We start from the raw sequence: 13668 nt of genomic DNA on the forward strand, positions 1-13668 counted from the left end.
GGCGGCGGCCATTCAGGCAGTGCGAAACTGTAAACGCGGCGGGGCGTTGTCCGTCTTGACGTCCCCGATCGTCCGAACCTGGCGGCTGATCAGAGATGCTGACGTGCTCGCCGACAACGGAAACGCACTTGGACCTGGAACGCACAAGCTATCTTGAGAAGCTCCTTTCGACCCTGGAGGTTCAGGTCAGGGGGTTTGCGCTCTGTAGGGTGCAACGCGGTCATCGCCTAGTACTCGATGCGATGAACGCCCCGATGATCCACTACGCGTTGAAAGGGCCGGGCGTTCTCGAAATTCATGGTGGGCCGTCGCTGCCATTCTCAAAGCACGACTTCTTCGTCGTTCCAGCCAATCTCGGCCAGAGCATCTTCGTGCCGAACGGACATGTGGTCGATATCCGCGGGGTCGACGTGCTCTCGACCCTCGACGACGCATTGCTGCGGATGTCCGCGGGGCGCAATGCCGATGCGGCAACGGTATGCGGCAGGATCGACGCCGGCTTCTCCGGCCGAATCGGCCTATTCGATACATTGCGCGAGCCGATCATCGAGCATTTGTCGAAAGACGACCCGCTGCACCACGCCTTCGGCGCCGTCCTGGCGGAGTTGGCCGCGCCGCAGCTCGGGACGCGCGCCCTGCTCGAGACGCTGCTCAAGCAGTGTCTCGTGCTGCTGATCCGGCGGCGCATGCAAGCCGGCGGCGGCCGGGTCTCCTGGCTCCTCCCGGCGGGCGATGAGCGCCTCTCCGCCGCCCTTGCGGCCATGCTAGAGAATTCGGCAGAAGCACACACATTACGGAGCTTATCGCGGAGAGCCGGCATGAGCCGGTCCGCATTCGCACTGCGCTTCACGATCACCTTCGGGCAGCCCCCCATGGCGTTTCTGCGCGATCTCCGCTTGCGCCACGCGGCACGCCTGCTGGAAACGACCGAACTGCCTGTTCAGGCCATTGCCGAAAGCGTCGGCTACACGAGCCGAAGCTACTTCACCCGCGCGTTCAGGACCCTCTACGGAATCGATCCAAGAAGCTTCAGGGCCAGGAAGCGGCGACAGGTTACGCCGCCACCGTCCTGACCGGCGATGACTTACGGATGATCGGGCGCGGCGAGCTGGACGATAGCGCACATTTGCAAGCAATTCGATACAGGTCGAACACTCGCCGGAACCTAACCACCGACGCCTCGTTAGGCCGTGAAATCGCGCGGCATCTACGGCACCCGTGGCGTACCGCTTAGAGGGCTCTCGGCTCGAGGGTGGACGTGCGCAGCGGTCGAACGAAGGGCAAAGGGGAGATAACGCCCCGCCCCATTGACGGTGATGGCGGCGTTCCAGCGATGAGTGCCGGCGAACGTCACTTGCTCGGATCTCCTTCCGACCGAACCGCTCGGTTGATCCGAACACCCTTTTGAACAGGAGGGTCTCATATGGACATGAGCGATCTCTGGATCGGAATGGCAGCCGGCCTTGCCGCCACGGTGGTGCTTTCGGCCCTCATGCTGATGAAGGAAGCCATGAAGATCATGCCGCAGATGGACCTGATCGGCATGATTTCCGGGATGATGAAGATGAATCGCGCCATGGGATGGGTGGTCCACTTCATCGTCGGCACGGTGCTCTATGGCGGAGCCTATGCGTTGGTGTTCGCGCGGCTCTGGCCGGACGTTCATTGGCTCAATGGGATAGCGCTCGGCATCTTCGGCTGGCTGCTCGCCAGTGTCGCTCTGATGCCGATGGCGGACAAGGGCGTCTTCGGCGTGAAGATGGGCGGCATGGCGCCTGTGATGAGCTTCGTCATGCACGTCCTGTTCGGCGCTCTTCTAGGCTGGGTCTACGGCATGCTGAGCGCATGAGAAGCGGTGAACCGGCGTGTTCGAATGCCCATACCGCAGTGGTCGGAAAATCATCGATGCGAGGAGATGCATCACCGCGAGAGTGCAAGGAGGAAGTCATGGGAACGAAGCAGACAGGGCCGGGAGACATTTCCACCGGTACGCGGATTAAGCATATTGGTACCGCAATGGTGAGCAATCTCGTGCATAGAGTGACCGGCGAGGAAGGTCGAGATCGGAACGGGGCGGCATATGTGCTGGAGCAATCCGACGTAGAGGCGCTGATCGAAAACTGGCCCGCCGCCCCGCGCGAGGCTGCTCGTCAGACGATGAGGCAATATGGACCACCCAATCTCGGCGACCCCGTGCGCCTGACATGGTACCGAAACGGACCATGGAAGCGCACCGAAATCACGGCCGACGAGATCGCGCACAATTTCCCGGCGCCGCATACGGACTTCATCACGAACTGGATCGATTATGATGTGCCGATCGAAAAGTTTTCCGAGCTTGCACGCTACGACGGAAGCTGCCTGTTGGACCGGACTGCGGGCGAGGCCGGGGCACGCTGCGACTCCGAGGCGGCCAACATGATCACGCTTAACCTCATGCACGAGATCGTCACCAGCAAGCGCACAGTCGATGAAGCGCGCGAGAAATACGCAGAGCAGATATCAGCCTACATGCTGGGACGCGAAGCCAAGTACGCGGAGAGGCTGCTCTTTGAGCCGCCGAGGGGCGACACCGTTGACCTCGACGAGGCAATGATCTCAAGCGCCATGGCAGAGCAGATGGGGCGGAAGGCCGCTGATGTGGCGTCTGGAGAACAAGAGCGGTGAGACATCGGCCCGTCGGTATAGCCAGGCATCGTGCTGTCTTGATCACCACCGGCAGCCGCGGAACCACGGACGGCAGGCAGGGTTGATTTCGTGACGGGCGTCCAAGTGCCGGCACTTTTGCTCGGCTATAAGTGTTAGGTCGCGGGTTCGTTGAGCTCTGCAACCTTTCAATCAAGGGCCGATGAGTCCTGACAGGAGATTCCGATGGCTGACGATCCTATGAAACGCGGAGGTCGCGACCGGAGCCGAGTGGCCGGCGACCAGGAACATGAGGTGCGTCATTTCGCGGAGCAGAACGGACTCACGGTCGAAGAGGCCCGCGCCCTGTTCGAGCAAGTTGGGAATGATCGGAAGAAGTTTGGCGATGCAGTCGAACAGATGAAGGCGCGCCGCGGCCCTTGATCCCCAGTTCCGTAATCGCGCCACCAGGTCGCCGCCCGCCTTCTCGATGAATGCGAGGGCTTTGGGAGCGGCTATCTGTCGGTGACAATGCCGTCCTCGAGCGGCTCGTGGCGATGCGGCTTCAGATCAAGCTTGGGCAGGAGGAACAGCCAGGTGACCAGCACAAACGCTATCGTGAATGTTGGAACGCCTAGAGGGGCGAGCGCGGCATCGAACGCAGCTTGCACGATCACTGCGAAAACGGTGCCCAGCAGCGCAAACAGCGCCACCCGCGAGGACGGCTTGAAGAATACGCATCCGAGCGCGATCGCCGTGAGAACCGGACTGAAGCTGTAAAGCCCGGCATCGATCGCGGCCGGACTTGAGCCCAAAGCCAATGCGACCGCGACACTCACGATCGAGCCCAGGATCGCAAATCCCGCAGCCCAGCCCGAGCTGACAAGAAGCGCGAGGATGAACATGGCGCCGGTGATGATGTTGTTGATCAGGAAGACCTGGGAAATGCCCTTGATGCTGGCCGTTAGAAAAAAGCCGGCAGAAAGATCGAGACTGGCGGCCGTTTCACCGATCGGCGTGGGCAGGCTTGGGGGCGCCAAGCCGCGGATCGACAGATGCCCGAAGGAATAAGCGGCAAGCACCACGAGCCAGGCCGTCAACACGAAAGGAAAGGTCAGCGCAGGCACGCCCCAGACCTTCATGACATGGCTGGTGGCGAGCATGACGATCGTCGAGACGGCCGCGCCGATGATGAGGATAAACCAGGTCGCGGGGCTCATTGCGAGAAATGTCGGAATGGCGACGCCGACCAGAATGCCGTTGAAACCAAACAGACCCTGATCAAGCGCGGTCTCATCAGCCTCAAGAAGAATGGCTGTTAGTGTCGCCACGATCAGTCCCACGACGCCGCCGATGGCGAGAGCGAGATTGCCGGCAGCGATCGCTCCCCAGCAAATGCCCAGGATAAAAAGGAGACCGGTCAGGGGGTTGTTCTGGAGCATGACCTGGCCAGCGCCGCGCAAATGGATATCGAGCAGCCACAAGGCCCGGCTCCGCCCAACCACATCGCTCCATCTATCCACAAGCCCGGTCATGAACCGCCTCAGCTCCAAAGGAACTCGTCCGGTACGGGCACACCCTTGACTTGCTGCCGCACCAGAGACCAGAACGCGCGAACTTTGGTGCGCACCAATTGCGTCTCCATGCCGAGCACCTTGTAGATGAGTCCGGCCTCCCCCGGCAGACGGCTTGCCCCCGCAGCCCACCCGAGCGTCTCATCGATCACCGGTTCGATCTCAGCGAAGAGCCGGTCCGCATGCACCTTCGGCGTGAGCAGCAGAACATTGGCGAAGACGTCGAATTTGCCCATGACCGCCGGGTTGCGGATATCCGCGTTCTCCGGCGCGATGACGAACTTCTCCGCAAACAGCGGCGTTCCATCGGGCCGTTCCGCATGAAGAGATGAGGAGAAGAGATCATAGGTGAAGATCTCGCCATCGCCGTAATGCTTCCGCCCCGGCATCAATATCTCGGAATAAAGTAAGGTCGCATCAGGATCGATCACTATGCGCGTGTCGCTGATGAACCGGGAATGTCGGTGCGGGATGACGGGATGGGGCAGATACTCGAGATAGGAGCCGGCTGCGAGCGTGATGTCCTGGGTTTGCGCGGCGAAGTTGGCATCCATTTCGTGGATCTTTGTCGCCGCCTGGGTCGTGACATGCGCCTCGGCATTCTCCGCGAGGTCGATCTCGATGGCATAACGGTCGCCCTGCAGAATGCCGCCGGCATTGCTGATGATGGAGACGCAAGGCAGGCTCGGCATTTCCTCATCCCAGTAGAGCGCCTGCTGGACGAGGAGAGGCGCGCGGCGGTGGAGTTCAAGCAGTGCGGTCCGCTCCCCTCGCCGTCTGAAGCCGAGCCGAAGGAAAGCGTCCTTCCCAAGCCCTCCGCTCGGCAATTGCTTCGGTTCATCCCGATAACGGGAGAGCTCTGGGGCACTGGCCAGCAGCACTGGGCTATTCCGCGGGGACGGCAATATCGAACAGCACATTCTCCCGGATCAGGCGCACCAGTTCCGGAATGCCTTCCCCGGTCTTGCAGTTGGTGAAAATGAACGGCTTCTTGCCGCGCATCAGCCGGGAGTCGCGGTCCATCACCTCGAGGCTGGCGCCCACATGCGGTGCCAGATCGGTCTTGTTGATGACCAGGATATCGGACTGGGTGATGCCGGGGCCGTTCTTGCGCGGAATCTTGTCGCCCGCCGCCACGTCGATGACATAGATGAAGAAGTCGATCAGCGCCGGGCTGAATGTCAGGGTGAGATTGTCTCCACCGCTTTCGATCAGCACGAGATCGGTATCGGGGAAGCGCGCTTCCATTTCCTCGACCGCCGCCAGATTCATGCTGGGATCCTCGCGCACCGCCGTGTGCGGGCATCCGCCAGTCTCCACACCGATGATACGGTCTTCGATCAGGATGCCCTTCAACGTGCGCTGCACATGCTTGGCATCCTCCGTCGTGACGATGTCATTCGTGACCACCAGAATCTTGAGCCCCATCTTGATCAGAAGGGGCGTGATCGCCTCGACGATTGCTGTCTTGCCGGAACCGACAGGGCCTCCGACGCCGATGCGTGTGATACTCTTCATTGTGTCTGCCCTCAGTTCATGAACATGCGAACATGCGCCTTCACGTGCACGGCCGCCAAAATGTCGGTGACAGGAGAAAAGTTTCTCATATCCGAGAGTGTGCCGGCGCGGACCTGCTCGTACATGTCCTCGACGGTCCCGTTGACCTCCAGCAGGATCGCCTGGGTCTCGAGGAATGAGATGCGCATCAATCGCAATGCAGCGCCCAGCATCATTGCGGCGACTCCATATTGATGCACGGCGAAGGCCTCGTTCACCTCGATCCCGAGATCGCTGGTGATGATCGCAAGCCCGATGGGGAAGGTGCCGGGCGTGGCCCCTGACCTGACCTTTTCCATCCAGTCGGCAAGCAAGGGCGTCTTGACCACATGTTCCCCAAGCTCGCCGAGCTTGCGGCCCATGCGCACGGTCATCAGCCGCATCTCCTCACCCAGCTTGCGCTGGTAGGAAGCCTGATCGGCGGCGACGATCGTGCAGAGATCCGACATTTGCGCCGCGCGATGCGCAACGATCAGGGCAACCCCATCAAGCGTTGCCGCTTGCCGCGTGGCGCTCAGCACCATCGCCTTGAGCGTCTCCGCATCATGCACGACGCCTTGCTGGATGGCCGATTCCAGTCCGTTGGAGAAGGAGAAGGCACCAACCGGCAGGGCCGAATCCGCGAACTGCACGAGGCGCAGGAGCTTGGCGAGATGATCCATGGGACCGCGACGATCAGCTGTGACTGTGCGCGTGCGCGTCATGGCCATGGGCATGCGAGGCCATCTCCGCTCCGCCGAACAGCCGTCGTGCCTCGTGAGGCGCAAGATACGGAATGACTTCGGACCCTGCCACGAATTCGAAAGAGACCGCCGGAAAGGCATGGGTCCGCATGACCGAGCTCATGACCTTTTCATCGAGCGTCAGCGGCACGAACACCTTCTTGCCTTTCACCACCGCGGGCCAGTGTTGATTTCCAAGCGCATGCCCGAGTTCGACGCAGGTGCGCAGCATCAGTTCCGGCTTCTGTTCCATCACGCGGCTGAGGTCGACGACCATCACCTTCTTGAGCTCGGTCTTGACCACCACCGCATGCGCGCCGGGCCCGTCCCACACCAGAACGTCTCCATCGTGCAGATGCGTGTTGCGGCGAAGGGCAACCGCCAGTTCGAGGCCGCCGGAGGTCTGCCTGCGGAAGCGGTTCTTCTGCGCCTCCCATTGGTCGAGCACGAGCCAGTCGATCTGGGCCGAGTTCAACCTTTCCTTCCAGGCCGGCTCGCGCGCATTGCCGAGGACGGATTCGATCAGGATCATGTGCAACCTTTCAGCTGAAGAAGTACAATTGATTGAGCGCGATGGTCTTCGGCGGGGTCACCGTCGCATGCACACCGTCGACCGTGACCGCGAAGGTCTGCGGGTTGACGTCGATCTTCGGCAGATAGTTGTTGAGCACCATGTGCTCCTTGCCGAGCACCCGTGTATTCTGGACCGGCATGACCATGCGCTGGAGCCCGTATTTCTCCTTGACGCCGGCGTCATATGCGGCACGCGAAACGAAGCTGATGCAGGTCTTGGGCAAGGCCGTCCCGAAGGCGCCGAACATCGGCCGGTGATACATGGGCTGTGGCGTCGGCAGCGATGCGTTCGGATCGCCCATATTGGCCCACACGATCATGCCACCCTTGATCACCATCTTCGGCTTTGCCGCAAAGAAGGCGGGCGACCACAGGACGAGATCGGCGACTTTCCCCGTCTCGATGGAGCCGATGGCGTGTGACAGCCCGGCCGTGATCGCCGGATTGATGGTGACCTTCGCGAGATAACGCAGCACCCGGAAATTGTCGTTGCCCGGTGCATCCTCCGGAAGCTTGCCGCGCGCCCGCTTCATGGCGTCGGCGGTCTGGAAAGCCCGCAGGAAGTTCTCGCCGATCCGGCCCATGGCCTGCGAGTCGCTGCCGATGATCGAGATCGCGCCCATGTCGTGGAGGACGCTTTCCGCAACGATCGTCTCGCCGCGGACCCGGCTCTCCGCAAAGGCCACATCCGAGGGGATCTTCGGATTGAGGTTATGGCAGACCATGATCATGTCGAACAGTTCGGCCACCGAATTGACGCCCGCGGGCAGCGTCGGATTGGTCGAGCTCGGCAGCACGTTCCTCTGGCCGACCACCTTGAGGAGATCCGGCGCATGGCCGCCGCCGGCGCCCTCGCTGTGGAAGGTGTGTATGGTGCGCCCGTCGAAGGCGGCGATGGTGTCCTCCACATAGCCGGCCTCATTCAGCGTGTCGGTGTGAATGGCGACCGATACGTCATAGTCGTCGGCAATGGTGAGACACGACCGGATCGTGGCTGGCGTGGTGCCGTAATCCTCGTGAACCTTGAAACCGGCAGCGCCCGACATCAGCTGCTCCACCAGCGGCGCCGTCCCGGTTGAATTGCCCTTGCCGCAAAAGCCGATATTGATCGGAAGACCTTCGATGGCCCGCAGCATCATCTCCATGTTCCAGGGGCCGTTGACCGAGGTGACCCCATTGGTGCCATCGGCCGGGCCGATCCCACCGCCCCAAAGGGTGGTAATGCCGTTGCTGAGCGCCACGTAAGTCTGTTGCGGGGCGATGAAATGCACATGGGTGTCCATGCCGCCCGCGGTCAGGATCAGGTGCTCGCCGGAGATGGCGTCGGTCGCACCACCCGTTGCAAGGCCGGGCGTAACCCCGTCCATGGTGCTGGGATTACCGGCCTTGCCAATTCCGGCGATCAAGCCGTTGCGTATGCCGACATCCGCCTTCACCACGCCGACCATGGGATCGAGGATCGTCACATTGGTGATGACGAGATCGAGGCAGCCGGCCTCCTGCGTCAGCAGACTGTCGGAGCCCATTCCGTCGCGCAGGGTCTTGCCGCCGCCATATTGCAGCTCGTCGCCATAGACCGCGCGCAGGTCCTTCTCGATCTCCACGTAGAGATCGGTGTCACCCAGTCGGATCTTGTCGCCAATGGTTGGGCCATAGAGGTCGGCATATTGGCGACGGGATATCTGTGTCATTTGGCTGTTGTCCTGACATTATCGGCGCGGGCAATCCAAGGTCGCCGGATGACCTCACCGCGTGGTCTTGAACCCTCGCTCATGCGCCCGTCGCATGGCCGCTTCGAAATTCGGTCGATAGCCGGGGTTGGGGCCTTCGCCGGTCCAGCCGTCCACGAGATTGTTGAACCCATAGGCGAACCGCTTTCCGCCGAACGGCACCAGGGTCACCTCCTTCTCGTCCCCCGGCTCGAAACGGATCGCGGTGCTGGCGGGAATATCAAGCCGCATCCCGAATGCGGCGGCGCGGTCGAAGGAGAGATACCGGTTCACTTCCAGAAAGTGGAAATGCGAGCCGACCTGGATTGGCCGGTCTCCCGTGTTCCGGACCTTCAGGACCACACGCGGCCGCCCGGCATTCAGCTCAATCGGCTCCGCGGCGAGCACATAGCCGCCGACCGGCACGCGGCCCGCACTTTGCGTGGCATTGTCCGGCGTCGTGGCAGATTGTGGCTTCGTGCCTGGCTTTGCTTTTGCGGCTTTGCTCGCTCGGTTGCTGCCCTTGGATGTCTTGGCCATAGTGCCCATGCTCCTATTGGATCGGCTGATGCAGCGTCACCAGCCGGCTGCCGTCGGTAAACACCGCTTCGACCTGGATCATCGGGATGAGATCAGGCACCCCCGGCATCACGTCATCGCTCGTCAGCACGTTGCGCGCGCCCTTCATGACGTCCTCGACCGTACGGCCTTCGCGGGCGCCATCGAGAACATAGGCCGACAATATTGCGACGGATTCAGGGTGGTTGAGCTTGATACCCCTAGCCTTTCGCTTGAGTGCGATCTCAGCCAGCGAGTAGATGATAAGCTTATCGAACTCTCTCGGAGTAAGATCCACGGCAAGGCTCCTCGAGCATTACTTGATGAAAGGCGAATGAACCGGCACTCGATCGTCACATGATCCCGGCGAGGATGCCTATCCCCGCAATCGACATCAGCCCACCAGCGGCGCGCGCCAGCGCGCGCTCATGGGTCTTGCCCACCCACCCGATCAGGAGCCCGACCGCGATGCCGCCGAGATGCAGGAGCGCTGTGGCGCCCATGAAGCCAAACCCATAGGCGAGGCCTCCGGCGCTCTCCGGAATTTCGCTACCATGGGCGTGGCCATGGAAGATCGCGAAGAGGCCGACAACGGTCATCACGGCTGCAAGCGGCGCCGGCATGCCGAACGCAACGGCTGCGCCGAGAACGATGACCGACAGCGCGATGCCGATCTCGACGAAGGGGAGATTGACGCCCCCCATGCCGAGAACCCCGCCGAGCGCCATCGCCACGACGAAGGTGACCGGAATGAGCCAGAGTGCCCGTCCGCCAATCTGATAAGCCACAACGCCGACCGCCAGCATCGCCAGGGTATGATCCACACCCGTGAGGGGATGGAGGAAGCCGTGAACGAAGTCTGCCTGAGACCCGAGCCCGGTGTGGGCGAAAGCGATGGACGGGGCGAGCACTGCAGTGGCTACAAGCAAAAGCAAAGCCATCAAGCATCTCAACTTCATCAAAAGTCTCCTGAGGTGACAATCACGTCGTCTCATACCCGACGACTGCCGTTATATTCGGGTGGCTAACAGGCTAAGCAGCCAAGTTTTAATCTCAGGTTACGCGAATGACTTTTAAGGAGAACGAATGAATCTAGATAAATTTAAAAATTATTGGACGGTTTCAGCAGAGCTTCGGCCCGTTAAGCTGGCAAGCGGACGATCAGCGGGTGATGCACTTAGCGGCACGAAGCAGAAGCGACTGACCGTTTTCCTCGAGACGAGGAACGCCTCTGCGCTTGACCTCTTAGGCCAAGGCAAGTGATAACCAGCTTGGCTGCGATGGTGGTTCCGTTGGCCCCCCTCCCTCGCCGATGTTCTTAGCCAACCCGTTACCATGGAAGTTGCGGATGGGAAGTGCGGCGGCAATCGTCGAGGACAGGCTGGCGCGGCGCGACCGGCAGGTGGCAGCGCTCGCCAACGCCGTTCTCGACTGGTGGGACGACGGCGCGAGGCGACAGGCGGATCTCATCGACCGGGCTGCGTCCCCCGACCACGTGCTGCGCGGCCTCACGCTGAGCGTGAAGGCCAATGTCGATGTCGAGGGTGCGCGCACGACAGCTGCGTCGAAGGCGCTCGATAACGTCGCTCCGGCCGCCGCCGACGCGCCCGTCGTGGCAAAGCTGCGGGCCGCCGGCGCCATCTTCCTCGCCCAGACCAACATGGTGGAATTTGCCTATGGCGCGCTCGGGCCCAACCCGCACCACGGCGCGCCCCTCAGCCCACTTTTTCCAGGGGAGCGGCGCGTTACGGGTGGCTCGTCCTCGGGGGCCGCTGTCACGGTGGCGCTCGGGGTTGTCGATGCGGCCCTCGGGACCGACACGAGCGGCTCCGTCCGCATCCCCGCTGCCTGTTGCGGCGTGGCCTCGTTCAAGCCGACGCAGGGGCGCTACAGCGCGGAGGGGATCATCCCCTTGACCCCGACATTCGACACCGCCGGCTTTCTCGCGCCCGACATCACCACCTGCGACCGCCTCGACGCCGCCGTGACAGGCCGGACCGTAACGGCCGACGTGCCGCCGCTCGCCGGCACCCGATTCCTCGTGCCCCGTGGCTTCCTGACGGCAGTCGCCTGTGACAACACCATGCTCTCCCGCTTCGAACGGGCTCTCGATGAGCTCCGGCGCGCCGGCGCCGCGATCGCCGATGCCGACATGTCCTACCTCGTCGACGTGGGGGATGCGGCGCGCGCCGGATCGATGGTCGCGGTGGAAGCGCTGAGCTGGCACGAGGCGTTGCTTGCCGAACGGGCCGAACGATACGATCCACGCGTCGCGCCACGCATCGCCGCCGGCGCATCGGTTCCCGCCCTCACCTATTTCCGCGCGCGCCGCCAGCTCGAGGCGCTCGCGGACCGTTATGCCGCCGATATCGGCGAGGCAGTAGCGATCCTGACGCCAACGGTTCCCGGCGTGCCGCCCAAGCTTTCCGAACTGGCGGAGGACGCGCGCTATCTCGCGCTCAACCTCAGGATCATGCGGCTGACCGAGATCGCCAATCGCATCAACGTGCCGAGCCTCACCGTGCCGATCGGCGACGGGGCAGGCGCGGCGAGCATCCTCCTCACGGGGCAGCGCGGCGACGATATCCGCCTGCTCGAGACGGGCCGCGCCATTGAAGCTGTTGTCAGGGAGATCAAGTGATGATCGTCACCACGCTCGAAAGTGTCATCGGAACGCCGGACCACGTTTCCGGGCAGGGCTGGCAGAGCCGCAGGCTTCTCCTCCACCGCCACGGCCTCGGCTACTCGTTCCATGATACGATCATCGAGGAGGGCACGGAGCAGCACCTCCAGTACAAGAACCACATCGAGGCGAATTACTGCATCGAAGGCGAGGGCGAGGTTGTGGACGTTGCCACGGGCGCGACTTACCCGGTGACACCCGGAACGGTCTACGTCCTCGACAAGCATGACGCGCACATCCTGCGCGCGCTGCGCGGCCGGCTGCGGCTCCTGTGCATCTTCGCCCCGGCGCTCATCGGGCACGAAAGCCACGACGCCGACGGCAGCTATGCGCCGCCCTCCGACTCCGCGACATGAGAGGCGGCGGAAGCGCCGCAAGGGGAGACCTCGATGATGGTCGAAAAACTCGCGAGCGTCATCGGAACCGACCGGCATGCCTCGGGCGAAAGGCTGGCAGAGCTCCCGCACCCCATCCTGCTGCGCAAGCCTCCTTCATCTAGAGGTCAATTTTGCGCTCGAGCAGGCGATCACAAGCGATTCGGAGACGGAGCCTCAACGGTGATACAAGAAGGGACGGACTATTCCGGGACGCTGATGAACGACCGGGGCGAAGATGGAGATCGCTTGCGGGTGAACCTTGAAATGGGCTGGTGTCGCCGTGACGATCTCGCCATCGGTGTTCACCGGCATGGGCTTCTTCGTCTCAATGTCGAACTCGACGCATCTGGCTGTGCGAACTTCGCGCCAGGCCCCATGCGTTCCGGATCGGAACGACCGCAGCATCAGCGCCAGCTTCCATAGGTTCTTCATCTCGAGACTATAGAGATCGAGGTGCCCGTCATCGATCTCCGCATTCTCTTCGACCACATTGCCACCGCCATAGTGCCGCCCGTTACCGACTGCGATCTGATAGGTTTCGACCTCGATCGTCTGCCCTTTTTCCGTGATCTTCGCGCTGAACATGGACGCACGGGTCAGAACCCTCATGGCGGAGAGCGCATAGCCGAACCTCCCAAAGCGCTTCTTCAACGCCGGGTCGAGCCCCTGCGCGAGCTCGCTGCTCAGCCCGATGCTCGCGACGTTGAAGAAGGCATGGCCATTGACCGTACCGACGTCGATCCGTCGTGTTTCTCCACGCGCGATCACGTCGGCGGCCGCCAGAAGGTCCATCGGTATATCGAGCGTTCGAGCAAGGTCGTTGGCCGTGCCCATTGGGATGATGCCCAGCGGTAGGCCGCTTTCCATGGCGGCGAGTGCTGCCGAGGACACCGAGCCATCGCCGCCGCAAACGATGACGAGATCGGCCAAATCGCGCAGTCGTACGATGTCGCGCGCAATCTCGGGCAACGCCTCGAACGTCTCAACGGTCACGTTCAGCCCGCCTCTTTCCAGTCGCTGGAGGAGAGGTGTGATCGGCTCTTGTCCGCGCCGCGCCTTGGGATTGCGCAGCAACAGAGCGCGCTGCCGGCTCGATCGGCTCATTGGGGATTGGACGGGTACATCATTGGGCAAGGCAGGTGGGGAATCACCATCCAGATTTCAACTGTCTCTTCTGCCTTCGGCCGTGCAACAAAGATCGGCCCTGATCCGGCGCAGCGGCGAGCCGCGCAGCTGCGGGCGGCGCAGCGGAGGGCACGAGATAGCCGAAACCGATCCACGCGATTCCGC

The 13668-nt window shown here is 62.3% G+C and carries 16 protein-coding genes; 6 read left to right on the top strand and 10 right to left on the bottom strand.

Features of this window, described 5'->3' with window-relative positions:
- The first annotated feature begins 95 nt into the window (after nt 1-95).
- From E4P09_RS00820 to E4P09_RS00835, 4 genes are all read left to right on the top strand, one after another.
- Entirely contained in the window at nt 96-1073 is a 978-nt protein-coding gene (locus tag E4P09_RS00820; protein WP_137387699.1) for a helix-turn-helix domain-containing protein, read from the top strand.
- A gap of 350 nt (nt 1074-1423) precedes the next feature.
- Entirely contained in the window at nt 1424-1849 is a 426-nt protein-coding gene (locus E4P09_RS00825) for a DUF6789 family protein (protein ID WP_137387700.1), read from the top strand.
- A gap of 98 nt (nt 1850-1947) precedes the next feature.
- Complete coding sequence (locus E4P09_RS00830) at nt 1948-2667, top strand: hypothetical protein (protein ID WP_137387701.1); 720 nt, start codon at nt 1948-1950, stop codon at nt 2665-2667.
- 204 nt (nt 2668-2871) lie between these two features.
- Complete coding sequence (locus E4P09_RS00835; RefSeq protein WP_137387702.1) at nt 2872-3069, top strand: DUF3606 domain-containing protein; 198 nt, start codon at nt 2872-2874, stop codon at nt 3067-3069.
- A 71-nt stretch (nt 3070-3140) separates the two neighbouring features.
- Here E4P09_RS00835 and yut read toward each other — a convergent pair whose 3' ends face one another.
- The 9 genes from yut to E4P09_RS00880 are packed head-to-tail and all read right to left on the bottom strand — an operon-like array spanning nt 3141 to nt 10277.
- On the bottom strand, nt 3141-4160 hold the full coding sequence (gene yut / locus E4P09_RS00840; protein ID WP_137387703.1) for an urea transporter: 1020 nt from the start codon (nt 4158-4160) through the stop codon (nt 3141-3143).
- A gap of 8 nt (nt 4161-4168) precedes the next feature.
- On the bottom strand, nt 4169-5077 hold the full coding sequence (locus E4P09_RS00845; protein ID WP_170984314.1) for an urease accessory protein UreD: 909 nt from the start codon (nt 5075-5077) through the stop codon (nt 4169-4171).
- Between the two features lie 7 nt (nt 5078-5084).
- Entirely contained in the window at nt 5085-5717 is a 633-nt protein-coding gene (ureG, locus tag E4P09_RS00850) for an urease accessory protein UreG (RefSeq protein WP_137387705.1), read from the bottom strand.
- Nucleotides 5718-5728: 11 nt separating this feature from the next.
- Nucleotides 5729-6466, bottom strand: coding sequence for an urease accessory protein UreF (locus tag E4P09_RS00855; RefSeq protein WP_428977692.1), 738 nt, complete (start codon nt 6464-6466; stop codon nt 5729-5731).
- Complete coding sequence (locus E4P09_RS00860; protein WP_137387706.1) at nt 6432-7010, bottom strand: urease accessory protein UreE; 579 nt, start codon at nt 7008-7010, stop codon at nt 6432-6434. Before E4P09_RS00860 ends, E4P09_RS00855 begins: the two co-directional genes overlap by 35 nt.
- A 10-nt stretch (nt 7011-7020) precedes the next feature.
- Entirely contained in the window at nt 7021-8742 is a 1722-nt protein-coding gene (locus tag E4P09_RS00865; protein ID WP_137387707.1) for an urease subunit alpha, read from the bottom strand.
- Between the two features lie 54 nt (nt 8743-8796).
- A complete protein-coding gene (locus E4P09_RS00870) occupies nt 8797-9300 on the bottom strand; it encodes an urease subunit beta (protein ID WP_137387708.1) in 504 nt (167 codons plus the stop codon).
- Between the two features lie 13 nt (nt 9301-9313).
- Nucleotides 9314-9616, bottom strand: coding sequence for an urease subunit gamma (locus E4P09_RS00875; protein WP_137387709.1), 303 nt, complete (start codon nt 9614-9616; stop codon nt 9314-9316).
- 55 nt (nt 9617-9671) lie between these two features.
- The gene (locus E4P09_RS00880) at nt 9672-10277 is read right to left on the bottom strand and encodes a HupE/UreJ family protein (protein WP_137387710.1); all 606 of its coding nucleotides are present in this window, start codon (nt 10275-10277) and stop codon (nt 9672-9674) included.
- Nucleotides 10278-10666: 389 nt separating this feature from the next.
- On the opposite strand from E4P09_RS00880, the gene E4P09_RS00885 reads away from it, so the two are divergent.
- On the top strand, nt 10667-11959 hold the full coding sequence (locus E4P09_RS00885) for an amidase (protein ID WP_170984155.1): 1293 nt from the start codon (nt 10667-10669) through the stop codon (nt 11957-11959).
- Nucleotides 11959-12357 (top strand): ectoine synthase, encoded by a 399-nt coding sequence (locus E4P09_RS00890; RefSeq protein ID WP_137387712.1) that lies wholly within the window; start codon nt 11959-11961, stop codon nt 12355-12357. The genes E4P09_RS00885 and E4P09_RS00890 overlap by 1 nt, the downstream gene beginning before the upstream one ends.
- 195 nt (nt 12358-12552) lie before the next feature.
- On the opposite strand, the gene E4P09_RS00895 is transcribed toward E4P09_RS00890, so the two are convergent.
- A complete protein-coding gene (locus E4P09_RS00895) occupies nt 12553-13482 on the bottom strand; it encodes a lipid kinase (RefSeq protein ID WP_137387713.1) in 930 nt (309 codons plus the stop codon).
- Nucleotides 13483-13668: the final 186 nt, after the last annotated feature.

Origin of the sequence: Rhodoligotrophos defluvii (assembly GCF_005281615.1) — a bacterium.
GTDB lineage: Bacteria > Pseudomonadota > Alphaproteobacteria > Rhizobiales > Im1 > Rhodoligotrophos > Rhodoligotrophos defluvii.